Annotated in this window: 26 protein-coding genes; 10 read left to right on the top strand and 16 right to left on the bottom strand. The window is 70.8% G+C overall.

From position 1 onward, the window contains the following. The first annotated feature begins 34 nt into the window (after window positions 1-34). Complete coding sequence (locus FV229_RS09925) at window positions 35-967, top strand: ring-cleaving dioxygenase (protein ID WP_147751805.1); 933 nt, start codon at window positions 35-37, stop codon at window positions 965-967. 137 nt (window positions 968-1104) lie between these two features. Next, window positions 1105-1878: a ferredoxin--NADP reductase gene (locus tag FV229_RS09920; protein ID WP_147751804.1), complete on the top strand. Its 774-nt coding sequence runs from the start codon at window positions 1105-1107 to the stop codon at window positions 1876-1878. A 97-nt stretch (window positions 1879-1975) separates the two neighbouring features. On the opposite strand, the gene FV229_RS09915 is transcribed toward FV229_RS09920, so the two are convergent. After that, window positions 1976-4906 (bottom strand): response regulator, encoded by a 2931-nt coding sequence (locus FV229_RS09915; RefSeq protein ID WP_147751803.1) that lies wholly within the window; start codon window positions 4904-4906, stop codon window positions 1976-1978. Window positions 4907-5095: 189 nt separating this feature from the next. Continuing rightward, window positions 5096-6325 carry a cell division protein ZapE gene (gene zapE, locus FV229_RS09910; RefSeq protein ID WP_246688128.1) on the bottom strand — a complete coding sequence of 410 codons (1230 nt, stop codon included), beginning with the start codon at window positions 6323-6325 and terminating at the stop codon, window positions 5096-5098. A 288-nt stretch (window positions 6326-6613) separates the two neighbouring features. Between zapE and FV229_RS09905 the strand changes: the two genes are divergently transcribed. Next, the gene (locus FV229_RS09905) at window positions 6614-7204 is read left to right on the top strand and encodes a GNAT family N-acetyltransferase (RefSeq protein ID WP_147751801.1); all 591 of its coding nucleotides are present in this window, start codon (window positions 6614-6616) and stop codon (window positions 7202-7204) included. Window positions 7205-7213: 9 nt separating this feature from the next. On the opposite strand, the gene FV229_RS09900 is transcribed toward FV229_RS09905, so the two are convergent. Further along, entirely contained in the window at window positions 7214-7948 is a 735-nt protein-coding gene (locus tag FV229_RS09900; RefSeq protein ID WP_246688129.1) for a ComF family protein, read from the bottom strand. A 97-nt stretch (window positions 7949-8045) separates the two neighbouring features. Further along, entirely contained in the window at window positions 8046-8270 is a 225-nt protein-coding gene (locus FV229_RS09895; protein WP_147751799.1) for a hypothetical protein, read from the bottom strand. A gap of 166 nt (window positions 8271-8436) precedes the next feature. Here FV229_RS09895 and FV229_RS09890 point away from each other — a divergent pair, with 166 nt between their 5' ends. Further along, entirely contained in the window at window positions 8437-9336 is a 900-nt protein-coding gene (locus tag FV229_RS09890; RefSeq protein ID WP_147751798.1) for a methyltransferase domain-containing protein, read from the top strand. Beyond that, complete coding sequence (locus FV229_RS09885; RefSeq protein WP_147751797.1) at window positions 9333-9692, top strand: DUF427 domain-containing protein; 360 nt, start codon at window positions 9333-9335, stop codon at window positions 9690-9692. The genes FV229_RS09890 and FV229_RS09885 overlap by 4 nt, the downstream gene beginning before the upstream one ends. Here the strand turns inward: FV229_RS09885 and FV229_RS09880 are convergent. The 3 genes from FV229_RS09880 to FV229_RS09870 all read right to left on the bottom strand — a co-directional run bounded on the left by FV229_RS09880 (window position 9689) and on the right by FV229_RS09870 (window position 11777). Beyond that, on the bottom strand, window positions 9689-11200 hold the full coding sequence (locus FV229_RS09880; RefSeq protein ID WP_147751796.1) for a DUF6880 family protein: 1512 nt from the start codon (window positions 11198-11200) through the stop codon (window positions 9689-9691). The two genes, FV229_RS09885 and FV229_RS09880, sit on opposite strands and share 4 nt — an antisense overlap. Before the next feature lie 33 nt (window positions 11201-11233). Next, entirely contained in the window at window positions 11234-11473 is a 240-nt protein-coding gene (locus FV229_RS09875; protein ID WP_147751795.1) for a DUF2188 domain-containing protein, read from the bottom strand. Between the two features lie 76 nt (window positions 11474-11549). Further along, on the bottom strand, window positions 11550-11777 hold the full coding sequence (locus tag FV229_RS09870) for a hypothetical protein (RefSeq protein WP_147751794.1): 228 nt from the start codon (window positions 11775-11777) through the stop codon (window positions 11550-11552). Window positions 11778-11845: 68 nt separating this feature from the next. Between FV229_RS09870 and FV229_RS09865 the strand changes: the two genes are divergently transcribed. After that, window positions 11846-12109 carry a hypothetical protein gene (locus FV229_RS09865; RefSeq protein ID WP_147751793.1) on the top strand — a complete coding sequence of 88 codons (264 nt, stop codon included), beginning with the start codon at window positions 11846-11848 and terminating at the stop codon, window positions 12107-12109. 89 nt (window positions 12110-12198) lie between these two features. On the opposite strand, the gene fabI is transcribed toward FV229_RS09865, so the two are convergent. The 3 genes from fabI to fabA form a co-directional block, all read right to left on the bottom strand. Continuing rightward, window positions 12199-13029 (bottom strand): enoyl-ACP reductase FabI, encoded by an 831-nt coding sequence (gene fabI / locus FV229_RS09860; RefSeq protein WP_147751792.1) that lies wholly within the window; start codon window positions 13027-13029, stop codon window positions 12199-12201. A gap of 417 nt (window positions 13030-13446) precedes the next feature. Next, window positions 13447-14673: a beta-ketoacyl-ACP synthase I gene (gene fabB / locus FV229_RS09855; RefSeq protein WP_147751791.1), complete on the bottom strand. Its 1227-nt coding sequence runs from the start codon at window positions 14671-14673 to the stop codon at window positions 13447-13449. A 137-nt stretch (window positions 14674-14810) separates the two neighbouring features. Continuing rightward, window positions 14811-15338, bottom strand: coding sequence for a 3-hydroxyacyl-[acyl-carrier-protein] dehydratase FabA (fabA, locus tag FV229_RS09850; RefSeq protein WP_147751790.1), 528 nt, complete (start codon window positions 15336-15338; stop codon window positions 14811-14813). 263 nt (window positions 15339-15601) lie between these two features. Between fabA and irr the strand changes: the two genes are divergently transcribed. Then, window positions 15602-16114 carry a Fur family transcriptional regulator Irr gene (irr, locus tag FV229_RS09845; RefSeq protein ID WP_147751789.1) on the top strand — a complete coding sequence of 171 codons (513 nt, stop codon included), beginning with the start codon at window positions 15602-15604 and terminating at the stop codon, window positions 16112-16114. A gap of 56 nt (window positions 16115-16170) precedes the next feature. On the opposite strand, the gene FV229_RS09840 is transcribed toward irr, so the two are convergent. Beyond that, window positions 16171-16752 (bottom strand): SH3 domain-containing protein, encoded by a 582-nt coding sequence (locus FV229_RS09840; protein WP_147751788.1) that lies wholly within the window; start codon window positions 16750-16752, stop codon window positions 16171-16173. A 235-nt stretch (window positions 16753-16987) separates the two neighbouring features. On the opposite strand from FV229_RS09840, the gene FV229_RS09835 reads away from it, so the two are divergent. Then, complete coding sequence (locus FV229_RS09835) at window positions 16988-17992, top strand: D-glycerate dehydrogenase (RefSeq protein ID WP_147751787.1); 1005 nt, start codon at window positions 16988-16990, stop codon at window positions 17990-17992. Between the two features lie 22 nt (window positions 17993-18014). After that, a complete protein-coding gene (locus FV229_RS09830; RefSeq protein WP_147751786.1) occupies window positions 18015-19139 on the top strand; it encodes a hypothetical protein in 1125 nt (374 codons plus the stop codon). 33 nt (window positions 19140-19172) lie between these two features. On the opposite strand, the gene FV229_RS09825 is transcribed toward FV229_RS09830, so the two are convergent. Then, entirely contained in the window at window positions 19173-19790 is a 618-nt protein-coding gene (locus FV229_RS09825) for a cyclic nucleotide-binding domain-containing protein (protein ID WP_147751785.1), read from the bottom strand. A gap of 95 nt (window positions 19791-19885) precedes the next feature. After that, the gene (locus tag FV229_RS09820; RefSeq protein ID WP_147751784.1) at window positions 19886-21214 is read right to left on the bottom strand and encodes an NAD(P)/FAD-dependent oxidoreductase; all 1329 of its coding nucleotides are present in this window, start codon (window positions 21212-21214) and stop codon (window positions 19886-19888) included. Window positions 21215-21411: 197 nt separating this feature from the next. On the opposite strand from FV229_RS09820, the gene FV229_RS09815 reads away from it, so the two are divergent. Then, a complete protein-coding gene (locus FV229_RS09815) occupies window positions 21412-22122 on the top strand; it encodes a sulfate transporter family protein (RefSeq protein WP_147751783.1) in 711 nt (236 codons plus the stop codon). Between the two features lie 34 nt (window positions 22123-22156). Here FV229_RS09815 and FV229_RS09810 read toward each other — a convergent pair whose 3' ends face one another. The 3 genes from FV229_RS09810 to FV229_RS09800 form a co-directional block, all read right to left on the bottom strand. Further along, on the bottom strand, window positions 22157-23338 hold the full coding sequence (locus FV229_RS09810) for a complex I NDUFA9 subunit family protein (protein ID WP_147751782.1): 1182 nt from the start codon (window positions 23336-23338) through the stop codon (window positions 22157-22159). Window positions 23339-23501: 163 nt separating this feature from the next. After that, a complete protein-coding gene (locus FV229_RS09805; protein ID WP_147751781.1) occupies window positions 23502-23885 on the bottom strand; it encodes a CsbD family protein in 384 nt (127 codons plus the stop codon). 103 nt (window positions 23886-23988) lie between these two features. Beyond that, window positions 23989-24201 (bottom strand): CsbD family protein, encoded by a 213-nt coding sequence (locus FV229_RS09800; RefSeq protein ID WP_147751780.1) that lies wholly within the window; start codon window positions 24199-24201, stop codon window positions 23989-23991. Window positions 24202-24614 lie beyond the last annotated feature (413 nt).

The raw sequence follows: 24614 nt of genomic DNA, 5'->3' as shown, positions 1-24614 counted from the left end.
CCGGCAACCCCTTCGACGGAAAACGCCCTCGCCGATGCAGCTCACCGGGATCCACCACCTGACCGCGATCACCGCGCGGGCTGCGGACAACCACGCCTTCTACACCCGCGTGCTCGGCCTGCGGCTGGTGAAGAAGACGGTGAACCAGGACGACGTCTCGGCCTACCACCTGTTCTACGCCGACGGGTTGGCCTCGCCCGGCACCGACGTCACCTTCTTCGACTGGCCGGCGCCGCCTGAGCGGCGCGGGACGAACAGCATCACCCGCACGCACCTGCGCGTGGCGGGGCCGGCGGCGATCGAGGCTTGGCGCGAGCGCTTGGCGCGGGAGGGCGTGACCCACTCCGCGCCGGTGGAGCGCGACGGTCGCCTGACCCTCGACTTCGAGGATTCGGAAGGCCAGCGCCTGAGCCTCGTCGACGACGGCGGCGCGGGCGACGCGCATCCGTGGGACGGCAGCCCGGTGGCGCCCGATCATCAGATCCGCGGGCTCGGCCCGATCCGGCTGTCGGTGGCGCAGCCGGAGCAGACCGGCCGCGTCCTCGTCGACGTGCTCGGCATGGTGCACGCCCGCAGCTTCGAGACGCCGGAGGGTTCGGTCCACGTCTTCGCCATGGGGGAGGGCGGCCCGGCGGCAGAGGTGCAGCTTCTGGGCGACGCCTCCGCCCCTGCGCGGCAGGGAGCAGGCGCCGTCCACCATGTCGCCTTCCGTATCCCCGATGCGGATTACGCAGCCTGGGCCGACCGCCTGAACACGCGCCGGATGCCGTCGAGCGGCCCGGTCGATCGCTTCTACTTCCGAAGCCTGTACTTCCGCGAGCCGAACGGCATCCTGTTCGAGATCGCCACCGACGGCCCTGGCTTCACCGCAGACGAACCGCTCGACCGGCTCGGGCAGGGCTTGGCGCTGCCGCCGTTCCTCGAGCCGCGCCGGGCCGAGATAGAGGCGGGGCTCAAGCCGCTCTAGGCCGTATCGCCGCGGGTATTAAGAGCGATTCCAATCAGTTGCGGTTGCATGGCTGTGTGTCGTCAGCGCGTCTTGACCTGCGTTCCGCACCTGCGAAAAGACCGCCAACCCCATCGGGATTCGGGACACCTCAGTCGATGAGCAAGTTCTACGAGGAGCGCGTTCTGTCGGTCCACCACTGGACCGACACGCTCTTCTCCTTCCGCACGACGCGCGATCCGGCCTTCCGCTTCCGGAACGGCGAGTTCACGATGATCGGCATCGAGGTCGAGGGGCGACCGCTCCTGCGCGCCTACAGCGTCGTCTCGGCCAACTACGAGGAGGAGCTGGAGTTCTTCTCGATCAAGGTCGAGGCCGGTCCGCTCACCTCGAAGCTGCAGCACCTCAAGGTCGGCGACCCGATCATCGTCGGCAAGAAGCCCACCGGCACGCTGGTGCTCGACAACCTGCTGCCGGGCAAAAACCTCTACCTCCTCGGCACCGGCACCGGGCTCGCGCCCTTCCTGTCGATCATCAAGGACCCGGAGACCTACGAGCGCTTCGAGAAGGTCGTCCTCGTCCACGGCTGCCGGCAGGTTCAGGAACTCGCCTACGGCGAGACCATCACCGAAAGCCTGCCGAAGCACGAGTTCCTCGGCGAGATGATCAGCGCACAGCTGATCTACTACCCGACCGTGACCCGCGAGCCGTTCCGCAACCGAGGCCGGATCACCGACCTGATGACCTCGGGCAAGCTGTTCGAGGATATCGACCTGCCGAACATGTCGGTCGAGAACGACCGCTTCATGCTGTGCGGCAGCCCCGACATGATCCGCGACACCCGCGAGCTGCTGACCAACGGCGGCTACGAAGAGGGCAACCACGGCGAAGCCGGCCATTACGTGATCGAGAAGGCCTTCGTCGAGAAATAGGTTTTCCCGACTTCCGAGCCTTGAGACGTACCCTCGAGCGCACGTGCCGAAGAAGTGTGGCCCCCTTTCCCGAACGGGAGAGGGGGCCGCGTCGTTTCTACGCCGGACCACCGACCAACCCGCGCACCTCCTGCGCAAGGTCCGACAGGCTCATCGAGCCCTTGCTGATCACACGGTCGGCCTGCCCCGCGAGGCGGCGACGATCCTCCGCGGTGATGTCCTTGGCGGTGAGCACCACCACGGGGATGTCGCGCCACTCCGCGCGGGTGCGCAGCGCCCGGAGGAAGCCGAAGCCGTCCATCTCCGGCATCATCAGATCGAGAAGCACGAGGGCCGGCTTCTCCCGCGCCACCGCCTCCAGCGCGAGCTTGCCGTGCTCGGCCGAGCAGACCGGGAAACCCTCGCGCTCCAGGAAGGTCGTCACCCGCTCGCGGGCGTCGGGGTCGTCCTCGACCACGAGGATCGGCCCCTCGGCGTTTCCGGGACGGAACCGGTCGGTGACGGCCTTGAGGTGCCCCCACTCGATCGGCTTGTGCAGATAGTCGGTGGCGCCGAGGGAGAAGGCGAGGTTCTGCTCGTCGAGCACCGTCACCATGACGATCGGCGTCGCACCCAGCTCCGGGTCGGCTCGGAGCGCGCGCAGCACCGACCAGCCGTCCATCCGCGGCATGGTCACGTCCAGGAGGATCGCGCGCGGGCGTAGCGCCCGCGCCCGCTCCAGCCCCTGGCGTCCGTCCTCGGCGGTGGAGACGGCGAATCCCTCCTTCTCGAGGAAGCGGGCGAGCAGGTCGCGCGTCGCCGGGTCGTCGTCGATGACGAGGATACGGTTTCCGACCGCCCCGTCCTCGCCCTGCGCGGGGGCGGCATCGGGGCCGGCGAACTGCGCCGGCAGCGTCAGGGTGAAGGTGCTGCCCGCGCCTTCGACGCTCACGACCTCGACGGTGCCGCCCAGAAGTCCGGCGAAGGCGCGGGTGATCGAGAGCCCGAGCCCGGTTCCGCCGAAGCGCCGGGTGGTGGAGGCGTCGGCCTGGGTGAAGCGCTCGAACAGCCGGCCGACCTGCTCTTCGTTCATGCCGATGCCGGTGTCGCTCACCGCGAAGCGCAGGACCGCGTCGGCGTCGCGCGTGACGGTGAGGCCGACGCGGCCGTTCTCGGTGAACTTCGCCGCGTTGCTCAGAAGGTTGATCAGGCACTGGCGCAGCTTGGTCACGTCGGTATGCGCCGTGCCGACGTCGTCGGCGATCGTCAGGTCGAGGGCGTTGCCCTTCTTGGCGACCAAACCCTCGACTGTGGCGGCGACCTCGGCCACCACGTCGGCGACGGAGAAGTCCTCGGCGTAGATCTCGACCCGCTCGGCCTCGATCTTCGACAGATCGAGCACGTCGTTGATCAGCCCGAGGAGGTGGCGGGCGTTGGACTCGATCTTCTTCATGTCGGCGATCAGCGCCGGCTCGCCGAGGTCTTCCAGTTCCTCCTGCAGCATCTCGGAATAGCCGATCACCGCCGAGAGCGGGGTGCGCAGCTCGTGGCTCATGTTGGCCAGGAACTGGCTCTTGGCGCGGTTGGCGTCCTCGGCGGCCTGACGCGCGGCTTCGACCGCGGCTTCGGCCGCCTTGCGCTCGCTGATGTCGGTGTGGGTGCCGACCCATTCGCGCAGGCTGCCGTCCTCGGCGAGGATCGGCACGGCGCGTACCGCCATGTGCCGGAATTCGCCGTCGGCCCGGCGCAGGCGGTGCTCGGTCTCGTAGGGCTGCAGCGTCGAGACGGCCGCCTGCCAGGCCTTTGCGGTGTGCGCGCGGTCCTCGACGTGGATCACGTCGAGGAAGCCCTCGCCGGCATAGGCCGCGTCGTCCTGGCCGGTGAAGCGCGTCCAGGACGCCTGGCGCGGATGCAGGCTGCCCTCCGCGGTCGCAGTCCAGACGATCGACGCGCTCGCCTCGATGAGCGAGCGGAAGCGCTCCTCGCTGCGGCGCATGCGCTCCTCGACGATCCAGCGCAGGGTCTCGTCGAGGACGACGATGCCGACGCCCTCGATCGCCGGCTCTGGGTCCGATGAGGTGCCGCGCAACGGGTAGAAGCTCATCGAGAACCGGCGCACGCCGCCGGGGGCCGAGGGCGTCGGCACCGCCACGGGAACGTCCGGCGTCACCAGCCCCTCGTTGAGGGCGGCGGCGAGCTTCGGGCCGAGGGCGTCCGCGAGGTTGGGCAGCATCGCCCAGATCGGCGCGCCGAGGTCGGCGCCGAAGCCGCGCTCGCTCATCACCGCGAGCGCCCGGTTCATGTGGCGGATCTTGAGGTCGCGATCGAGGAAGCCGAGGCCGACCGGGGCGTTCGCGAGGACGCCGTCGAGGAGCCCGGACATCCGCATCGCCTCGCGCCGGCGAACCAGGGCGAGGCGGGCGAGGAGGACGATCGCGACGACGGCACAGATCGCCGCCAGCACCGACAGCAGCAGGGAGCGGGCGACGTCCCGGCTGCGGTCGGCCTCCAGCCGTTCCGCGGTCGCCGCCTGCAGCCCTGCGGTCTCGGCGCGAATGGCGTCCATCAGCTGCTTGCCGACGCCGGTGCGGACGATTTCCGTCGCCGCGTCGAAGCTCACGTCCCGGCGGGCGGCGACGACGCGGGCCGCGAAGTCGCGCTTGTCCGCGATCAGGGCGGCGAGCGAGGCGCCGCCCTGGCGCACGGGCGCCTGCGCCACGCGGCCGAGCGCCGTCAGGCCGGTATCGATCGCGCCGAGCGCCTTCTGGTAGGGCTCGAGGTACATGTCGCCGCCGACGAGGACGTAGCCGCGCTCGCCGGTCTCGAGGTCCTTCACCGCCGAGAGCAGACGCTCGAGCTGCGAGATCCGCGCGGTCCCGGCCGCGACCGCAGCGCGGCTCGCCTCGCCGCCGACGTAGTTCCAGGCGCCGGCGACGAGGGCGACGAGCAGCAACCCGAAGGCGACCGGCGAGCCGAGCAGGCCCGCGAAAGGCCGCGCGCTGCGCCAGTTGGCCCGGCGCAGGAACGAGATCGACCGGGGATTGATCACGCGACGGTCATCCCGATCCGGGTCCGCGTCGCAGCACCACCCGCCGCGGGCGGATGTTTCGGATGGGTGATCATGTCGGGCGCCCCGGATCGGCCCGGCGACGTGCCGGGGCGATCCGCGCAGACATAACCGGGCGCGCGCGGTTGTCGAAGCTTTACCCGTCGGCGCAGCAGGCGCCGCGAAGCCGCATCAGGTCTCGACGAGGCCGGTCGTCGAGCCGGAAGCCTCGGAATCGGCCCGGCCGTGCGGCAGGGCGAGGTATTCCACCGAGCGCATCTCGATCAGCCGGGACACCGTCCGATCGAACTCGAAGGCCTCGCGGCCTTCCCGCACCGAGTAGAGCGCCTGCGCCTCGGCGGCGGCCGAGGCGACGAGCTTCACGTGGCGGTCGTACAGGGTGTCGATCAGGGTGATGAAGCGCTTGCACTCGTTGCGGTTCTGCTCGCCCATCACCGGAATCTCTTCGACGATCACCGTGTGGAAGGCGCGGGCGATCGCCATGTAGTCGGAGGCGCCGAGGGGCTGGGCGCAGAGGTCGTCGAAGCTGAACCGGGCGACGCCCGCAGCCTCCTGCGGCACCGGCACCTGACGGCCGTGCACGGTGAGCGTCGCAGACCGGCCCTTGGCCTTGCCGGTCAGGCCGCGGAAGGCGGCATCGATCGCCGAGCGCGCGGCCGCGTCGGCAGGCACGTGGTAGACCGGCGCGCCGCCGAGTTTCTCGAGGCGGAAGTCGGTGCGCGAGTCCAGGCGCAACACCTCGACCCGCTCCTTCAGCTCCTCGACGAAGGGCAGGAACAGGGCCCGGTTGAGGCCGCCCTCGTAGAGCCGGTCCGGCTCCACGTTCGAGGTCGCCACCACCGTCACGCCGCGCTTGAACAGCGCTCCGAACAGCCGGCCGAGGATCATCGCGTCGGCGATGTCGGTGACGGTGAACTCGTCGAAGCACAGCAGCGTCGCCTCGTCGGCCAACGCGTCGGCGACCGGGCCGATCGGGTCGTCACCCTTGACCTCGCCGCGCTTCAGCGCCTGGCGGTAGGCGTGGATACGCTCGTGCGCGTCGGCGAGGAAGCCGTGGAAGTGGACGCGGCGCTTCGGGCCGGGGGCGGCCTCGTGGAACAGGTCCATCAGCATGGTCTTGCCACGCCCGACCGAGCCCCAGATGTACAGCCCCTTCGTCGGCCCGACGGTGTCCTTGCGCGAGAACAGCCAGCCGAGGGCGCTGCCCTTCTTGGCGCGTCGGCGCCGCTCCAGGTCGAGGGCGAGCCGGTCGAGAGCGCGCACCAGCCGCGCCTGCGCCGGGTCGCGCTCGATCGCGCCCGACGCGATCAGCGCCTCGTAGCGATCGTGGACGGGCCCGGGGGAGAGCGCGCCGCTGCGCGCGTCTGCGGAGGGCGCCTGGCTCGGCGAGGTTGGGCTCACGACATCCGGCTCACGACCACGGGATCCTGCTCGGCCTCGGCCCTGTTGCGGCGCGAAGGACGGATCACCCGTCTGCCGCGCGCGCGCAGGGCGATCAACCCGCCGCCCGGCAAGATACGAGGAAACGGGTTCCATCCGCCCGGCGCATGTCAGCCCACGCCGCAAACTGCAAGGACGAATTGTTGCATTGCACAATCGGCTTGGCGGTGCGAGACCGGCGCTACCTTCGAGGGAGGGCACGCCCGGATGCGCGCAGACGTCAGCGCCGCGTAATCGGAGACTGGAACCATGGCACTGCCCGAGCCGAAGCCGGCGGGACACACGATCCGCCGCCTGCGTGCGAGCGACCGCGCCGAGATCCTCGCCTACTTCCTGCGCCTCGATCCGGAGACCCGTGCGAACCGCTTCATGGGCGCCGTCGGCGAGGCCGGGATCCGCGCCTACGCCGAGCGCGCCGTGACGGCGGAGGGCCTGATCTTCGGCGCGTTCGTCTCCGGCGTCCTGCGCGGCGTCGCCGAGTTGCGCCCGTCGCGCGCCGGCGCGACGGCGTTCGACCTCGGCGCCGAGGCGGAGGCGGCCTTCGCCGTCGAGCGCGCGTATCGCCGCCGCGGCCTCGGCGGCGCCCTGTTCGCGCGGATCACGGAAGCCGCCCGCAACCGAAGAGTCGGCGACCTGCACGTGCGGTGTCTCGCCCGGAACGGGCCGATGCGCCGTCTCGCGCTGCGCTATGGCGCCGACCTGCAGGCCAGCGGCATGGAGGCCGAGGCGGCCCTGCATCTCGAACGTCCGACGCCGTTCTCGCTCTGGCACGAGGGCATCGCCGAGGCCTTCGACCTGACGATCGCCGCCCTGCGGCCGCGCGGGCTGCCGCCGGCGTGAGACGGCCGTTCAGCCGATCGGGTCGGCCACCATCGCGAAGGTGAGGAGGTCGACGGAGGCCGCCCCGCCGCGCAACAGCGCGCGGGCGGCGGCGTTGGCGGTCGCGCCGGTGGTGGTGACGTCGTCGACGAGGAGGACGCGTCGGCCCTGAAGGGCGGCCCGGTGCACCGGCGGCACGCGGAAGGCGCCCTGGAGGTTCTCGGCGCGCCCGGCGCGGCTCAGGCCCACCTGCGAGCGCGTCGCCTTCACCCGCGCGAGCGCCTGCGGCAGGAACGGCACCCGCCCGGCGCGGGCGAGGGGGCGGGCGAGCAAAGCCGCCTGGTTGAACCGCCGTCGCCACAGCCGCCAGCGATGCAACGGCACCGGCACGACGCAATCGGCCTCCGCGATCAGGGCGGCGCCGGAGGCGGCCATCATCGCCGCCATCGCCTTGGCGAGGTCGAGGCGGTCCTCGTATTTCAGGCGGTGCACGAGCGCGCGGGCGGTGTCGTCGTAGAGCGCCACCGCTCGCGCCCGCTCGAAGACCGGTGGATCGCTGATCGCGCGCGGCGACAGCAGCGGGCCGATCCCGAGGTCGAGGGCGAATGGTGTCCCGTAGCGCGGGCAGCACGGCTCCTCGATGAAGCGCAGGCCGGACCAGCAGGCGGGACAGAGCGCGCCGGGATCGGCCGTGGCTGCGCCGCATCCCGCGCAAGAGGGCGGGTAGACGAGGCCGACGAGCGCCCGCGCGGCGCGGCCGAAAATGGCGGAAGGCCGCGAACCTTTCGATGCACGGCCTTCCTCGCTGTCGATGTTTTCAGGCGCAGGCACGACCCACGCCCTGACGCAGCGCGCAGCCGGCTCAGCGCGTCGCGGGCGGGGTCTGGTCGTTGCGGCGGGCCTCGGCGTTGGCGCGGTGGCGACCGATCGCGCAGCCTGCGGCGGCGCCGACCAACCCGTGATGCCCGGCATAGTGGCCTGCGATCCCGCCGACGATGGCGCCCTTGATGCAGCCCTTGGCCTCGGCGGTCGAGCCGAAGGCGACGATCGTGAGGGCCAGGGCGGCCCCGGACAGAAAGCGGATCATGGGATGCGACTCCGATATGCGGCTCAGCAGCCGATGGAACTGACCAGGAACGGCGATCGTCCAGACCCGTTCCACCCTCGCAAAACTGTGATGGTCGGCCGACCACCTTCGCCGAGCGCTGCCGCAGCTGGCAACCGGACGGGTCGAGCGCCATGTGTGGCTGTGCATGACAGCGCCTTCGCATCTGTTCGACACCGGGCTCGCCCGCCGCCGCCTCGCCCGCGCGCGACGCACGGGCTTCGCCGACTTCCTCGTCGCCCGCATGGCGGAGGACCTCGACGACCGCCTCGGCGCGGTGCTGCGAACCTTCACCACCTGCCTCGACCTCGCGACGCCGACGACCGCGGCGGCGCGCGTGCTCGCCGCCCGCTATCCCGACGCGGCGGTGCTGCGGCTCGCGCCGCTCGCCGAGGCAGCAGAGCCTGGCGTCGCGCAGGCGGTCGCCGACCCGGAGGCGCTTCCGGCCGCCCCTGGCTACTTCGATTGCGCCGTCTCGCTCCTCGCGCTCCAGGGCGTCAACGACCTGCCCGGCACGCTGGTGCAGCTCCGCCGCGCCCTGCGCCCGGACGGGCTGTTCCTTGGATGCTTGTTCGGGGGCGCCACGCTGAACGAGCTGCGTGCGAGCTTCGCCCAGGCCGAGAGCGAGGTCGAAGGCGGCCTCAGCCCGCGGGTCGCACCGTTCGCCGAGGTGCGCGAGGTCGGCGCCCTGCTGCAGCGGGCGGGCTTCACCCTGCCGGTCGCCGACACCGAGACCGTGACGGTGCGCTACGCCGACCCGTTCGCGCTGATGCGCGACCTGCGCGCCATGGGCCTGACCAACACGCTGGTCGAGCGCCGCCGCACGCCCTTGCGGCGCGCCACGCTGATCCGCATGGCCGAGATCTATGCCTCCCGCTTCGCCGACGCGGACGGCCGGCTTCGCGCGACTTTCGAGGTGCTTTGGCTGACCGGATGGGCGCCGCATGCGAGCCAGCAGGTGCCGCTGAAGCCGGGAAGCGCGAAGGCCCGGCTCGCCGACGCGCTCGGCACCATCGAGCTGAACCCCAACGAGAGGATTCCACGATGAGACAGCCCGGCCCCGACCATCCGATCACCGTCACGCCGCATCCGGGTCGCATCCGGGTGATGCTGAACGGCGTCGCCGTCGCCGACAGCCGCAACGCGCTGTCGTTGAAGGAGGCGTCGTATCCGCCGGTGCTCTACGTCCCGCGCGCCGACGTCGACCTCTCGCACTTCACGCCTTCGGCGCGGACGAGCCATTGCCCGTACAAGGGCGACGCCAGCTACTTCAGCCTCAAGGTGGGCGACGCGTCGCGGCCGGACGCGGTGTGGAGCTACGAGGCGCCGTTCCCGGCCGTGGCCGAGATCGCCGGGCACGTGGCCTTCTACCCCGACCGGGTCGACGGCATCGAAACCACTTAATCCTGGACCAGCGGCCAGAACCCGTACTTGCGCCCGTGCGCCGCGCGTAGGCCGGCGCGATACGCTTCCGGCGCCGGCTCGATCGCGCCGGCCAGAAGCCGCGGCGCCATCGCGTCCAGGGCCTTGAGGTAGCGCGCCGCATGCGGGTAGGCGCTACTCCGGCCCTCGCCGAGGATGTCGTCGATCATCCGGCGCAGCAGGATCGCGGCCGCCGCAGGATGGGCGGGCTCCAGCGCCTCCGCCGCCAGTTCCAGCAAGCGGTAGGCGGCGCCGCGCCACTCCGAAGCGCGAGCGAGGACGAGGCGCGCGGCGCGGTCGAGGCTCGGCCACGCCACGAGGAAAGCGAGCGCGCGGTGGGCGTCGTCGTGCCGGCTCACGTGTTCGAGGGCACGCTCCCAAACTTCTTCGTCCTCGAAGTCGGGCAGCTTCGCGAGGTGCGCCCGCAGCATGTCGGCGTCGAGCAGGGTCTCGAACCCGCGCCAGCGCAGCGCCTGGGCTTCCTCCCGTCGATCGAGTGCATCGAGGATGCGGATTTCCAGGGCGATCCGCTCCCGCGCTCGGCCGTCGATCGCCGCGCAGCCGACGGCGAGCGACGCGCGGGTGACGACGCGGCCCTGCGAGGATGCCGGGCGCCGAATCCAGTCCAGCGCCTCCGCGGCTCGGCCGGCGTCGAGCAGACGCCGGGCGATTTCGATGACGTCCGGCCGGCCGGGCATGATCGCCTGCTCGAGCGCGACGTAGGCGTCTACGTCTCCGCGGCTGTCGGTGATGTCCTGGCGAATGCGCAGGAGGTTCCCCTGGGTCAGACCGGCGCGGATCGCGGGCGTCCCGCTCGTGCCGTCGGCAGGCTTGGCCCCGGCGCAGACGGCTTCGGCAAGCGCGTCGTCGAGGGATCGCAGCGCGATGGCGGGCAGGCGCGGGACGAGATCGCGGATCAGCAGGCCGAACGGCCCGTAGGGGTCGGCGACGACGCGCGGGATCAGTGTCAAGGCGAACAAGCCAGCGGCGTCCGGATCGAGGTCCGCCGCGATGGCGACGACAGCCTCGGAGGCGCGCTCGTAGATGGCCTGGATCGCGCCCGAGCCGTCGTCGACCCGGTTCAGCACCGCGTCGGCCCCACCGAGGAAGCGCACCAGACGTTCCAGGGCGGCCGCGCGGTCGAGGGTCGCCAGCTCCGTGAGGATCACGGTGACCGTCGCACCGAGGTCGGTGGTGAAGGCTCGGCGCTTCTGCCAATCGATGAAGCCGCGGGCGCCTTCAAGGGCGGTGAGCCGGCGATCCACGATCGCGGCGACGGCCTCCGGGCCCTGCAGGGAGGCAAGGGCCGCGCTCACGAGCTTTTTGAACGCGGCGTTGCGCGCCGCCTCGCCGAGGATCAGGCCGATCAGGCGATCCGGGCTCAGCGCCGCCAGCGTCTCGGGGGAGGGCGTAGTGCGGCGGGTGCCCTTCGGCGGCTTGACCGCCGACGGAACGGATTTAAGAGGCGCCGTGGCCGATTTGCGAGGCATCGATCGTCCAGACCCCGCCCGTCACGGCCTCGATCAATCCTCGACTTTCGCCACCGGCCGATCGTCGCCGCGGGCGGTCTCGTCGTGCCAGGCGCCCGAGCCGTCCTGGTAGCGGATGCCCTCGGTCGAGCCCGGAACCTGCTGCTCGGCGGCGGCAGCTTGCGCCGCCTGCAGGGCCTCGTCGTGACTCGGGAAGGTCTCGGAGAACACGTCGCCGACCTTGTAGGCGTAGCCGCCGTCGTGCTCGACGACGTGATAGGTGACTTCGGACATCGCAATCTCCCGACCTGGAACGAAACCTGTCCAGCGCGAACACGTCGGCGGCGCGGTGGTTCCGCAGGCCGCCCGCTCAGTGCCGGGTCGGGGCGGCCCAGGGCAGGCGTTCGATCGCCGCCTCGCAGCCGGCGATCAGCGAGCCGCGCGGGTCGTCGGAGTCGTATCCGGCCCCGTCGGCGAAGGCGACGACGTGGACCGCGCCGTCGTCGAGCCTGCGGATGCGGGCGACCCAGCCCTCGGGGGCACGCTCGAAGGCGACCTCGTACCGCGTGCCGTCGCGCTCGATCCGATGCGGTTCCATGCCGTCTTCCAATCCCGCTCGCGCCGCCGCGGCCCTATCTGGATGGGGCCACACACCAAAGGATGTCGATGCCCTATCGTACGTTGCTCGCCGCCGCGATCCTCGCGGCCGGATCGCTCCCCGCCCTATCACAGGGCCGGGGCTATGCCGGAAGCACGTTCGGGCCGACCGGCTCCGCCGTGCCCCCGAACCCGTTCGCGTCGAACTATCCCTCCGCGCCGCCGCCGCGGGCGGTCATCGAGCGGCGCGGGCGCCATGCCGTGCGGCGGCCGTCGCGCGAGCCCGGGCTGCTGCCCCCGGGGCGTATTCCGGCGGGTTCGACCCAGGAATGAGTGCGTGGCTCGCCGCCGGTGGTGGCGTCCACCTGATCCTGCTCGCCGCGAGCCTGGTGATCGGGCTGATCGCGGTGATGCGTTGAGGGTCAGGCGTCGCCGACGACGCCGGCCTCGTCCTGCGCCTGGAGCACGTCGGGGCGCGGCATCGAGATGATGTTGTAGCCGGAATCGACGAAGTGTATCTCGCCGGTCACCCCGCACGAGAGGTCCGACAGCAGGTAGAGCGCCGAGCCGCCGACGTCGTCGAGGGTCACGGTCCGGCGCAGCGGCGCATGCGCCTTCTGGTGGTTGAACATCAGCCGCGCGTCGGCGATGCCGGCGCCCGCGAGGGTCCGCATCGGCCCGGCCGAGAGGGCGTTCACGCGGATGTTGTCCGGGCCGAGATCGGTGGCGAGATAGCGCACCGACGCCTCCAGCGCCGCCTTGGCCACGCCCATCACGTTGTAGTTCGGCATGACGCGAGTGGAGCCGCCATAGGTCAGCGTCAGCAGGGATCCGCCCGCGCGCATGCGCTTGGCCGCCCGCTGCGCGATCTCGGTGAAGGAGAAGCACGAGATCGTCATGGTTCGCGAGAAGTTCTCGCGGGTGGTCACATCGACGTAGCGGCCCTTGAGCTGCGCCTTGTCCGAGAAGCCGATCGCGTGGACTACGAAGTCGAGGGTGCCGTCGAAGCGCTCGTCCAGGGCGGCGAAGGTCGCGTCCACGGAGGCGAGGTTCTCCACGTCGCAGGGGAGGACGATGTCGGAATCGAGCCGCGCGGCCAACGGCGCGACGCGCTTGCCGAGCGCGTCGCCCTGGTAGGTGAAGGCGAGCTGCGCGCCGTGCTTGTGCAGGGTCCTGGCGATGCCCCAGCCGATCGAGTGGTCGTTGGCCACGCCCATGATCAGGCCGCGCTTGCCCGCCATCAAACCCGTCATTCGATCCGTCACTCCCGAGCGCTGCGCCGCATCGGACGCACGTCAACACGGATCGAGGCTTAGGCGCGGGGGAGGGCGCTGTCCAATCTCCGACCTGGAAAAAGGCGTCCCCTTGAAACACGAATGCCCTGCCGCGAGGCAGGGCTTCAAGGCGGTCAAACGCGGAAGCTGCTTCAGAAGTAGCCACGCGTCTGCGACTTGGCGTCGTCGATCAGTGCCTGCTTGGCGTAGATGCCGGCCGATCCGAGGACGACCGCCGTGAGCGCCAGGACGATGAGAAAGAAGGTCATGCGCGCTCCACTCCCTGGCACAGCCTCAAGGCAGAACTTGAGTGGAGAGTTTGGGTTCCGATGGTTAACGAAGCGTGCCTCGAACCGCCGATTTCCTTGACGACGGTCCGCCGTCGTGCCGGACGCGTCAGGCGTCGACGTTCTTCAGCACCAGGGTCGCGTTGGTGCCGCCGAAGCCGAACGAGTTCGACAGCACGTGGCCGAGCTTGGCCCCGTCCCGGCGGGTCCGCAGGATCGGCATGTCGGCGAAGGCGGGGTCGATCTCATCGATGTGCGCGCTGGCGCTGATGAAGTCGTTGTTCATCATCAGGAGCCCGTAGATGGCCTCCTGCACCCCGGTGGCGCCGAGCGAGTGCCCGGTGAGGGACTTGGTCGCCGCGATCGGCGGGCAGGCGTCGCCGTGGCCGAACACCTCGCGGATCGCTTCGATCTCCTTCTCGTCGCCCACGGGCGTCGAGGTGGCGTGCGGGTTGATGTAGTCGATCGGCGCGCCCTTCAGGCCTTCCATCGCCTGGCGCATGCAGCGCACCGCTCCCTCGCCTGAAGGCGCCACCATGTCGTAGCCGTCGGAGGTCGCGCCGTAGCCGGCGATCTCGCCGTAGATCCGCGCGCCGCGGGCCTTGGCGTGCTCCAACTCCTCGAGGACGAGGACGCCGGCACCCCCGGCGATGACGAAGCCGTCCCGGTTGGCGTCGTAGGCGCGCGAGGCCCGCTCGGGTGTCGCGTTGTACTTCGAGGACATCGCGCCCATCGCGTCGAACAGCACCGACAGGGTCCAGTCCAAATCCTCGCAGCCGCCTGCGAAGATGATGTCCTGGCGACCGCCCTGGATGATCTCGGCGGCGTTGCCGATGCAGTGGTTCGAGGTCGCGCAGGCCGAGGCGATCGAATAGTTGACGCCCTTGATCTTGAACCAGGTCGCCAGGGTCGCCGAGGCGGTCGAGGACATCGCCTTCGGCACCGCGAACGGGCCGACACGCTTAGGACCCTTCTCGCGGGCGATCGCGGCCGATTCAACGATCACACGTGTCGAGGGACCGCCCGAACCCATGATGATGCCGGTGCGCTCGTTCGAGATGTCGCCGGCCTCGAGCCCTGAGTCGCGGATCGCCTGATCCATCGCCACGTGGTTCCAGGCGCTGCCCCCGCCGTGGAAGCGCATGGCGCGGCGATCGACGACTCCCTCGGGGTCCAGGGTGGGCCGGCCCGAGACCTGGCTGCGGAAGCCATGCTCGGCATGCGAGCCGTCACGGGTGATGCCGGACCGCCCTTCGCGGAGCGAGGCGAGCACTTCCTCGGTGTTGTTTCCGATGGATGAGACGATGCCCATCCCGGTGACGACGACACGGCGCATGAACGAACTCGTCTCCCCGGCGACGCGCCCGGTGGGTGAGCGTCACGCTACTTCGTCAGCTAGGATGCCGCCGGCCTGTTCTCAACCGGCGAGGACGCGCCCCGTTGCCGGGAACGCATCGGAATCAGGTGTGGCGCTCAGCTCTGGAACAGGGCGACGCGCAGGTCCTTGGCCTCGTAGATGCGCTTTCCGTCGGCTTCCAGCCACCCGTCGGCGATCCCGAGGACGAGCTTGCCGGTCCGCACCCGCCGCAGGTCGACGCCGTAGACCACCTGCTTGACGGTCGGCAGGACCTGATCCGTGAACTTAACCTCGCCGACGCCGAGCGCCCGCCCGCGGCCCGGCGCGCCGAGCCAACCGAGATGGAAGCCGACGAGCTGCCACAGGGCGTCGAGCCCGAGGCAGCCCGGCATCACCGGGTCGCCCTTGAAGTGGCAGGAGAAGAACCAGAGGTCTGGCCGGATGTCGAACTCGGCGCGGACCAGACCCTTGCCGTGGGCGCCGCCCTCGGCGGCGATCTCGGTGATGCGATCGAACATCAGCATCGGCGGCAGCGGCAGCTGGGCGTTGCCCGCGCCAAAGAGTTCGCCGCGCCCGCAGGCGAGCAGGTCCTCGTAGGAATACTGCGAGGCGCGGGGGGCGGTCTGTTCGGTGTCGGACGTCATGAAGGCGGGTCGGTCCTCGTGTCGCGAGCTTCGGTCGGCGGGCCCGGGCCGGCTTCGGCGCCGGCGCTCATCCCGTACACGGGGCGAACCGCGCACTCGGCGGCCTCGTTAGCATAGGCGCGGAGCCGGTTCCAAGCAGGCGCGAACGAAGCGGCCTTCGCGCGAGCGGGGGAGGGGCCACCTGCGCGTGTTGCGAGCCGGCGACCGTTCCCATATACACGAGGGCGAAATCCTTCACCCCTCGCGAGCGTTCAGTCCCGCCGATGTCCGAACTGCTGTCCCTTCAGGCCGCGCTGAACGCCCGGATCCCGGCCCTTTCGGGGGATGCGTCCGGCGCGGCGCGCCGCGGCTGCCCCCTCTCGGACCTGCGCGACCGCCTGCGCCGCGCCGGCCTGCGACCGACGCGCCAGCGCCTGTCGCTCGGCTGGTTGCTGTTCGGGCGCGGCGACCGCCACCTGACGGCGGAAATGCTCTACGACGAGGCGATGCGCGCCAAGGTTCCGGTGTCGCTGGCCACCGTCTACAACACCCTGCACCAATTCACCGAGGTCGGCCTTCTGCGCCAGCTCGCGCTCGACGGGTCGAAGGCGTACTTCGACACCAACCCCTCCGAGCACCACCACTTCTTCCTTGAGGACGAAGGTCAGGTGATGGACATGCCCGATTGCGGCATCACCGTCGAATCGCTTCCCGACGCGCCGGAAGGCATGGAGATCGCCGGCGTCGAGGTGATCGTCCGCCTCCGCCGCCGGGCCGGCGCCCGCCGCCAGAGCTGAGCGTCCGTCAACGTCTCCGAATCGAAGAAGGCCCGGTGCGAACCGGGCCTTTTTTCTTAGTCGACCTTCTCGTTCGGGTAGACGCCCCACAGGCGGTCCTGGTGGATGTAGCCGTCCACGTCGCGCTTGGAGGGCAGCGCGACGACGAGGCGGCACCACGATCCGGTGCAGCTCTTCACGCTGCCGATCACGCCGGCCTCCAGGCGCGCCTCGTCCTCGGCGCCGTCGTCGGCCCGCGCCCGCAGCGGGATCGCGGCCTTGTCGGCGCCCTTCGTGGCGGTGACGATCGCGGTGCGGCGGCCCGACAGCAACGAGTGCAGGACCCACCCCTCGGTCCCTTCCGAATCGCGGATGCGGCGCCAGGTTTCGAACTCGGCGACGATCTCCACCGGCATGCCGGCGCGCTGGAACACCCAGAGGGTGCGGTGATCCTTCGAAGGCCCCTCGCGCAGGTTCACGCGATCGGTCTTGAGGCTGGCATAGCGCGGCAGCGGCAGCTTGGTGACCGGACCCACGCCGGATTCGGGGCCGCCGCCCGCGGCGGGCGCGGCCAGCGCCGACCTGGTGGCCAGGGGAAGCGTGAGGGCGGCCGACGCCAGGAGGGCGGCGCCCGCGAAGAAGAGCCGAGCCAGCCGCATCGTCCATCTCCTGATCTGCGCACGACGAAGGAACGCCCGCACCGCGCGGCGATGCCGGCGCGGCACTTCCGATTGTGTTCCGGCCTGCCTCTGATAGAGAGGCCGGAAGCCGTCCGCACCTGTCTGGCGGAGCTCGGTTAACGGAGCTTGAAACCGGGGACGCGGCCGGTCCACGATGCGCCGACGCCGCGCGAGGCGTTCGTGTCGGGCCTGCCCGAACCCGGTGATGGGAGAGATGATGTCGTTGAAGCGCAAGCCGCTCGTCGTCGTGACGCGACGCCTGCCGGACGCGGTCGAGACGCGGATGCGCGAGCTGTTCGATGCGCGGCTGAACCACGACGACGCCCCGCTCGCGCCCGAGCAGATCGCCGCCGCGATGCGCGAAGCCGACGTGCTCGTTCCCACCGTCACCGACAAGATCGATGCGGGCCTCCTCGCCCAGGCCGGGCCGAACCTCCGGCTGATCGCCAACTTCGGCAACGGCGTCGACCACATCGACGTGTCGGCGGCGCTGGAGCGCGGCATCACCGTCACCAACACCCCCGGCGTCCTCACCGAGGACACCGCCGACATGACCATGGCGCTGATCCTGGCCGTGGCGCGGCGGGTGCCCGAGGGTGCGCGCATCATTCCCGACGACGACTGGACCACGGGCTGGTCGCCGACCTGGATGCTTGGTCGCCGTATCACCGGCAAGCGCCTCGGCATCGTCGGCATGGGCCGGATCGGCCAGGCGCTCGCGCGCCGCGCCAAGGCGTTCGGGCTGCAGATCCACTATCACAACCGCCGCCGGGTGCCGGCCGCGATCGAGGCCGGGCTGGAGGCGACCTACTGGGAATCACTCGACCAGATGCTGGCCCGCGTCGACATCGTGTCGGTCAACTGCCCGCACACGCCCGCGACCTACCACCTGCTCTCGGCCCGCCGCCTCAAGCTGATGAAGCCCGAGGCGATCGTCGTGAACACGGCCCGCGGCGAGGTGATCGACGAGAACGCGCTCGCCCGCCTGATCGAGGCCGGCGAGATCTCTGCGGCCGGCCTCGATGTGTTCGAGCAGGAGCCGGCGGTGAGCCCACGCCTGGTCAAGCTCGCCAAGTCCGGCAAGGTCGTGCTGCTGCCGCACATGGGCTCGGCGACGTTCGAGAGCCGGATCGACATGGGCGAGAAGGTGATCATCAACATCAAGACCTTCATGGACGGTCACCGCCCGCCGGACCGGATCCTGCCCAGTATGCTCTGAGGCGCGCGGGGCGGGCATCGGCATGGCGGGCGTCGCGACGGAGAAGGCCACGGTTCCGGGTCTCGCCGCGCGCATGGCTGCGTTCCGCAGCCTCGGCGGCAATTGCGAGTTCGGCTTTGTGCAGCGCTATTGCGGTGCCGAGCCCTCGGGCCTGCTCCGCTTCTCCTACACGCCGCTCGACGACCTGATCGGTGCGCTTGAAACCCGCTTCGAGCGCTACGGTGCGCCCTCGGACCTCGTGCTGGCTCCGACCGAGACCGGCGTCTACTATTGCCGAAGCCGGACCTACAACATCTGGTCGAACACGCAGCGGGCCGTCGCGGGCACCGACCACGACGCGCTGCTCGAACGCGAGTACGGCCGGGTCGCGCACCTTAAGGCGAGGATGCTCGCCGACCTTGCCACCGGCGAGAAGATCCTCGTGCGAAAGGCCGACGCGGGACAGACCGACGCCGACTTCCAGCGCCTAGCCGAGGCGGTCTGGCGCCACGGACCCTCGACCCTGCTGCGGGTGAGGGAAGCCGCCCCGGGCTCGGCGACCGAGCCGCTCCGGCGCACCGGCGACCTTGTGCTCGAAGGAAGCGTCCGGCGGTTCTCCCCCGGCGAGCAGGCCTGGGACGTCGAGCTCGAATCCTGGGTCGCGCTGTGCGACGCGGCCTACGCCGCCCATGCCGGCGTGGCGCCGGCCTCGCTCACCGCCGCGCCCTCGGCCGACGCGATGCGGCTTCCGCACGGGACGGCGCGGCACAAGGGACGGCACCGGGAGCCGGGCCTCAGCGCCTTCACCAAGCTCCTCGACACGACCCGGTTCGACCCGGCCAAACCCTACGTGTTCTCGGCCTGGGTCCGCATACCGGCGCACGCGTTGCCCGAGCGCGTCTTCGCCGTCATGGGCCGCGAACGGCTCGGCTGGTGCGACGCAGACCTCACCATCCGCAACCGGTGGCAGCGAGTCTGGGCTGCGGGGCGCGTCGGCGACGGGACCGACCGGCCCTGCGTCGGCCTCGGCCTGATCGGGGATGCTGGCGACCGATTCGAGTCCCGCGACTGGCATCTGCGGGAGGGGCCGGTGCCCGACTGGTCGGCGCCCCCGCCACCGGAGGCGATGGGCTTTTTCGCGCGCCTGCGCGACCGACTTGGCGGCTGATACGGGTTCGATTGTCCAAGCAGGGCGTGCAGCTCAGACTATATCGCCGCCCACTGAGACCGGCGCGTTGGCGCTCTGGAACAGCCGCTCGCTCGTGAGCTTGAGGAAGCTGAAACCGAATTCTGGGTTCTGGTAGTAGAGCTGCTTGACCGCAGAATAGGGCACCTCCAGCGCCCGGCCAGCCTCCGTGCAGATCAGCGAAGCCGTGCGCCGGTTGCCCGGCGAGAGCAGGCCGAGCTCGCCGACGATGCCGCCGGCCCGCACCTCGATTTCGTATTCCGGTATGCGGAAGCAGCCGGCCTCGACGTAGTACATCGTCGTCGCCTCCTCGCCCTTGGCGAAGAGCGCAGCGCCGGCCGCGAAGGCGCGCTCGGTGCCGTAGGGCTTGAGCCAGTCGAGGGAGAGGTCGCCCTCGGCGGCCGTCTCCACGTCGCGCACGAGCCGGACCATCTGCCAGAGCCGCCAGGCGTTGAACGGGATCTGGATCGCCTCCGTCAGCACCACCGGCATGCTGCCGATCAGCAGCCCGTAGGTGATGACCGCGGCGCTCGCGACCAGCGAGATGATCCTGAGGGGGATCATCGTGCTCATCGCCGAGGCCGAGATGGTCAGCGCCGTCCCGAGATAGCCGATGCCCTCGACCCAGTTCATCAGACGGCCACTCCCCGCGTCGCGATCACAAGCCGCCTGATGCATCGCGTTTCGGGGCTGACCGCAAGACGATCCGGCGCCGCCGCCGCATCCCGTCAGGCGGCTGTGCCCATCCGGATACGCTCGGCGACGGCGACGGCCGCGCGCACGCCCTCCTCGTAGGCGCCGCCGGCGGTGCCCCATTGCTCGCGCGACAGCGCCTCGCCGGCAAACCAGATCGTCCCGCCGACCGCCTCATGGAGCACGCGGCGTGCACCCGCATGGCCGGGAGGCACCGAGGCCCAGGAGCCGCGCGACCACGGATCGTGGCGCCATTCGCTGACCGCTGGGATCGACAGGTCGTGGAGGCGGCGCGCTCCGAAATGGTCGGCCAGCGTCGCGCGCACGCGGCGGCGCAGCCCGTCCTCCCCGGTGCCGGCCGCGTCGATCTCGGCGGCGCCGACCGCGTCGAGCTCGAAGTAGTGGAACGGCGTGTCGTCGATCCGCGTGAGCAGGCCCGGCGGGCTGAGTCGGCCGCCGACGAGGCTAGCGAGGCGGTCCCGACCGCGGAACGGGCTCGCCGGCCAGTGCAGCACCGCGTGCTCGTAGATGCCGGCGCGGAACCCGTCGATCGCCGCGCGAGTCGGCGCGGGCAGGGCCGGAGAAAAGGCGACGGCGTCGCGCAGCACCATCATCGGCACCGTCACGACCACCGCGCGGGCCTTCAGGCGCCGGCCGTCGGCGGTGGCGATGCGGACGCCGACGCCCGACCAGTCGATCCGCGTCACCGGACAGTTCAGCGCGATCGGCAGCTCTTGCGCGAGGCGGGCGAGGTAGCCGCCGAAGCCGCCGGCGATGAAGAAGTTGTCGCCGTATTCCATGCTGGGGAAGTCGTGCAGCGAGACCTCCTTCAGCGGGCGGCCGGAGACCAGCCCGTGGACCAGGGCGACGCGGGCGCCCCAGGGGCCGAGGCTGCGGGGTAGGGCGCTCGCCGCCGAGCGGTCCAGGCCGTCCTCGGCGGCGCCCGCATGCATCGCCCGGTCGGCGCGGTCGAAGGACCGAGCCGAGGCGGCGACCTCGGACGGCCGTCCCGGGCGGCGTCCGACCCAGACGTGTCCCTCCTGCGCGGCGCGGCGGAGGGGCTCGTCGCGGGCGAAGCCCAGCTGCACGAGGGGGTTGATCGGCCCGGCATGAAGCCAATGCGCTCCGAGGTCGATCGCGTGACCGCGCAACGTCGTCGTCACCGTACGACCGCCGACGCGGTCCCGCGCCTCCAGCACGGCGACCGACAGGCCGGCGGCGATCAGGGTGCGCGCAGCTGCGATCCCGGCGGCGCCCGCTCCGACGACGACCACGTCGGGGTCGGCGGGCAGCGGGGCGAGCCTGGGCGCGACGCTCGGCCGGAACCGGGCATGCGGGGGTGGCGTGTCGAGCCTCGGTCTCATGCGCCGGTCACCATCCTTCTCCTCGTACCGGTCCCGGCGGAGGGCCACCCGCCCGGCGGTCATCTCGGATCACGCCGAACGCCACGACCCGTGCGGCTTTCCAGACGCGTGCACGGCTGCACGACGCCCTTGCGGCGGCGGGATCGGGACACCACAACCGCGATGCGCCGAACCACGGCGGCAGACGGGATCACGGCATGCTCATCCAGTCGGCACTCGCGGCCCTGCGCCAGACCTTCTCCCCGCCGCTCCGCGCGATCCTGTGGAAGTCGCTCGGGTTGACGCTCGGCATCCTGGCATTGGCCTGGTTCGGGCTGACGCGGCTGATCCAGTGGTTCCAGGCGAGCCACCACATCTCGCAATCCTACCCCATCCTCGACAGCCTCGCCTATTTCCTGGCCGGGTTCGGGCTCTTCGTGGCCCTAGCCTACCTGATGCCGGCAATCTCGATCCTGGTCGCCGGGTTCTTCCTTGACGACGCCGCCGAGATCGTCGAGCGAACCGACTTCCCGAACGACCCGCCGGGCCGCCCGATGCCGTGGGGCTCGGCGATGCTCTACGCCCTGCGCTTCGCCGGCCTGACCCTGCTGGTGAACCTCGCCGCTTTGGTCATCTTCTTCGTGCCGGTCATCGGGCTGGCGGCGTTCTTCGCCGCCAACGCCTACCTGCTGTCGCGCGAATATTTCGAGATGGCCGCCGCCCGCTACCGCCCGCTGGCGGAGGCTGGCGAGATGCGCCGCGCGTTCTCCGGCACCACGATCGCAGCGGGCTGCCTGCTCGCCGGGATGATGGTTGTGCCGGTGCTCAACCTGCTGACGCCGCTCTTCGGCATCGCGCTGATGGTGCACGTCCACAAGCGGCTCACGCACCGGCTGCCGGCGCCCGCTCTGCAAGGCCGGCTTCGCTAGGACGGCGAGGACATGCCGCTGGCGCCACGAGGCCCTAGCTGCGGGTGCCCCAGCGCTGGCCCATGCCCGGCGATCCGCCGGCATCGGCCCCGATCGCGGGACCGGACGCGCGCATGGGCCGATGCTGCGAGCCTTCGCCCATGGGCGTCGGGGCGATCATGTCGGGGATCTCGGCCTGCTCCTCGGTGCCGCGCCCCTTGGCGAATTGACCGGCCTTGCGGAAGCGCCAGAGATAGCCCGGCACCACGGCCTCGGCGGCGGTCGGCTGGATGCCAAGACCTTCGAAGCAGCGCCCCTCGGCCTTGGCGGCCTCCGAGACGACGTTGTCGTTCTGCAGCAGGACGACCTGGTCGCGGGTCAGCTTGAGGTCGGCCGGCAGCAGGCCGAGGGTCAGGGTGTCGGCGAGCTCCATCGCGCGGGCCTGGATCTTGGCGAGCGGAAGCGGCAGCGAAACGACCATGCGCTTGCGCATCGTCGTCTCCAGCATGTAGCGCACGAGGTGATCGAGGGTCGCGACCTCGGGGCCACCGAGCTCGTAGACCTTGCCGCCGGGCACGCGGCCGTCGGTGGCGAGCGCGATCGCCTCGGCTACGTCGCCGACGAAGACCGGCTGGAAGCGCGACTCGGCGCCGGCCAGCGGCAGCACCGGTAGGAACCGGGCGAGGCTGGCGAAGCGGTTGAAGAAGCTGTCGCCGGGACCGAACACGAGGGAGGGCCGGAACACCACCGCGTCGGGCCGGGCGGCGAACACTGCGGCCTCGCCCTCGGCCTTGGTCTGGGCATAACGCGATTCGGAGTTCCGGTCGGCGCCGATCGCCGAGACGTGGACCATCGCGGCACCCGCCTTCGCCGCCGCCCGCGCGATCTCATCGGGCCCGTCGACCTGGAGGCGCGAGAAGCTCTGCGCGCCGGTTTCCTGAAGGATGCCGACGAGGTTGATCACCACGTCCGCGCCCTCGACCGCGCGCCGCACCGATTCGGGGTAGCGCAGGTTCGCCTGGACGGCGACGATCTGGCCGACCTTACCGAGCGGCTGGAGGAACAAGGCGAGGTCGGGCCGGCGCACGGCGACACGGATGCGGTATCCGCGCTTGGCCAGCGCCCGGACCACGTGACGCCCGAGGTAACCGGAGCCGCCGAAGATCGTAACCAGCTGCGACGCGGGCCGCGTCAGGGACGGGGTCAGAAGGGTGTTCGGTGTGCTGGAGCCGGTCATCGCCTCGTCTCGGTCTGTCTGGCCTTCGGGCTGGGGGGCGTCGCCGCCCCCGGCCACCCTTTCCTTAGACCATTTTCGCCGACGACACGCGTCGCTCAGGCGACGAAACGGCGAACCTGATCGCCGCATTCCCGCCTGCGCGCGTCACTCACGTGCGAGACGCTCAGCGGTCCCCGCTCAAGAGCCAGCCGAGCCCGAAGGCTGCGGCGGCGACGATCGCCAGGGTAGCGCCCTTGTTCTCGTCGGCGCGTCGGGCAGCGTGGCGCCCGTGATGTTCTGCGCGATCGCGATAATGGCGTCCGCGGCTCGCGGCCTCGTCGGCGATGGCGCGGCCGCGGGCGCTGGCCTCGTCGATCAGGTGCTCGCCGTCGCGGCGCCAGACCTGGACGGTGTCGCGGGCGCGGCCGTAAGCGTGCTGCGCGGCGCCTGCCGCCTGGTCGATCGCGCCGTCGAACTGGCGCTCGGGGTCGCCGCTCACGGCGCCGACGGCGGTCTTGGCGCGGCCGCGCAGGTGGCGAACGCCGCCTTCGAAACGATCTCGGTTCATGATCTCGTCCTCGTCCGTCGATGTCGGGGGGCGGCGATGGCACGCCCCGCGGAAGGGGATCGGGGCTGCGCGAGTGCGGCCCCGATCCCGGTCACCGAACGGATCAGATCTTCTTGACGGCGTCGGCGGCCGTCTGGGCCGCGCCCTTCACGCCGTCCTTGGCGTCGCCGACGGTCTTCTGGGCTTCGCCCTTCAGCTCCTGGGCCTTACCCTCGGCCTGCAGCTTCTCGTTGCCGGTGACGTTGCCGACGCCCTGCTTGACGTTGCCGACGGCCTCGTTGGCCAGGCCCTTGATCTTGTCGGTGGTGCTGCTCATCGGGAAGCTCCCTGCTCGTTCAGCGACCTCGGTCCGGCCTCGCGGCGGCGCCGCGAAGCGTGACCGAATGCTGTCGGGATGTCCGAACGGCGGGCTCCTGCGAAGGTTCCAAGGCGCCCGCGGACGCGCGAAAGCGTGATCGGACGGCGCGCACCCGGCCGGTGCGGGGCCGCCGCTAAAGCATTTTCAAGCGAGGTGGATGCCGGCTCGCGTGAAGAAAATGCGACCACACAGCAGGTTAGAGCATTTTCCGTGATCTAGAGATCACGGAAAATGCTCTAACCTGCTGTGTCACAAGATTTGGGAGTAGGGATGGTGATTCGATCTCGTGATGGAGCGAGGCATGGATCGCATGAACTCCCTGTTGGCTGCTGATCAGCTTCGTTTTGCAAGCTATCTGGAGGCTCTGTCAG

Source organism: Methylobacterium sp. WL120 (genome assembly GCF_008039465.1).
GTDB lineage: Bacteria > Pseudomonadota > Alphaproteobacteria > Rhizobiales > Beijerinckiaceae > Methylobacterium > Methylobacterium cerastii.
Note: the sequence above shows the minus strand (reverse complement) of the source record. Positions and strands in the feature narration are given on the sequence as shown.

Coding starts and splice junctions, on each gene's coding strand:
- FV229_RS09880 (WP_147751796.1), bottom strand. CDS start 11,200: ATGCCTCGCAAATCGGCCACGGCGCCTCTTAAATCCGTTCCGTCGGCG.
- FV229_RS09835 (WP_147751787.1), top strand. CDS start 16,988: ATGATGTCGTTGAAGCGCAAGCCGCTCGTCGTCGTGACGCGACGCCTG.
- FV229_RS09865 (WP_147751793.1), top strand. CDS start 11,846: ATGCCCTATCGTACGTTGCTCGCCGCCGCGATCCTCGCGGCCGGATCG.
- fabA (WP_147751790.1), bottom strand. CDS start 15,338: ATGACGTCCGACACCGAACAGACCGCCCCCCGCGCCTCGCAGTATTCC.
- FV229_RS09825 (WP_147751785.1), bottom strand. CDS start 19,790: ATGAACTGGGTCGAGGGCATCGGCTATCTCGGGACGGCGCTGACCATC.
- fabB (WP_147751791.1), bottom strand. CDS start 14,673: ATGCGCCGTGTCGTCGTCACCGGGATGGGCATCGTCTCATCCATCGGA.
- FV229_RS09895 (WP_147751799.1), bottom strand. CDS start 8,270: ATGATCCGCTTTCTGTCCGGGGCCGCCCTGGCCCTCACGATCGTCGCC.
- fabI (WP_147751792.1), bottom strand. CDS start 13,029: ATGACGGGTTTGATGGCGGGCAAGCGCGGCCTGATCATGGGCGTGGCC.
- FV229_RS09840 (WP_147751788.1), bottom strand. CDS start 16,752: ATGCGGCTGGCTCGGCTCTTCTTCGCGGGCGCCGCCCTCCTGGCGTCG.
- FV229_RS09925 (WP_147751805.1), top strand. CDS start 35: ATGCAGCTCACCGGGATCCACCACCTGACCGCGATCACCGCGCGGGCT.
- FV229_RS09875 (WP_147751795.1), bottom strand. CDS start 11,473: ATGTCCGAAGTCACCTATCACGTCGTCGAGCACGACGGCGGCTACGCC.
- FV229_RS09820 (WP_147751784.1), bottom strand. CDS start 21,214: ATGAGACCGAGGCTCGACACGCCACCCCCGCATGCCCGGTTCCGGCCG.
- FV229_RS09810 (WP_147751782.1), bottom strand. CDS start 23,338: ATGACCGGCTCCAGCACACCGAACACCCTTCTGACCCCGTCCCTGACG.
- FV229_RS09800 (WP_147751780.1), bottom strand. CDS start 24,201: ATGAGCAGCACCACCGACAAGATCAAGGGCCTGGCCAACGAGGCCGTC.
- FV229_RS09870 (WP_147751794.1), bottom strand. CDS start 11,777: ATGGAACCGCATCGGATCGAGCGCGACGGCACGCGGTACGAGGTCGCC.
- FV229_RS09805 (WP_147751781.1), bottom strand. CDS start 23,885: ATGAACCGAGATCGTTTCGAAGGCGGCGTTCGCCACCTGCGCGGCCGC.
- FV229_RS09830 (WP_147751786.1), top strand. CDS start 18,015: ATGGCGGGCGTCGCGACGGAGAAGGCCACGGTTCCGGGTCTCGCCGCG.
- FV229_RS09890 (WP_147751798.1), top strand. CDS start 8,437: ATGACAGCGCCTTCGCATCTGTTCGACACCGGGCTCGCCCGCCGCCGC.
- FV229_RS09885 (WP_147751797.1), top strand. CDS start 9,333: ATGAGACAGCCCGGCCCCGACCATCCGATCACCGTCACGCCGCATCCG.
- FV229_RS09920 (WP_147751804.1), top strand. CDS start 1,105: ATGAGCAAGTTCTACGAGGAGCGCGTTCTGTCGGTCCACCACTGGACC.
- FV229_RS09905 (WP_147751801.1), top strand. CDS start 6,614: ATGGCACTGCCCGAGCCGAAGCCGGCGGGACACACGATCCGCCGCCTG.
- FV229_RS09815 (WP_147751783.1), top strand. CDS start 21,412: ATGCTCATCCAGTCGGCACTCGCGGCCCTGCGCCAGACCTTCTCCCCG.
- irr (WP_147751789.1), top strand. CDS start 15,602: ATGTCCGAACTGCTGTCCCTTCAGGCCGCGCTGAACGCCCGGATCCCG.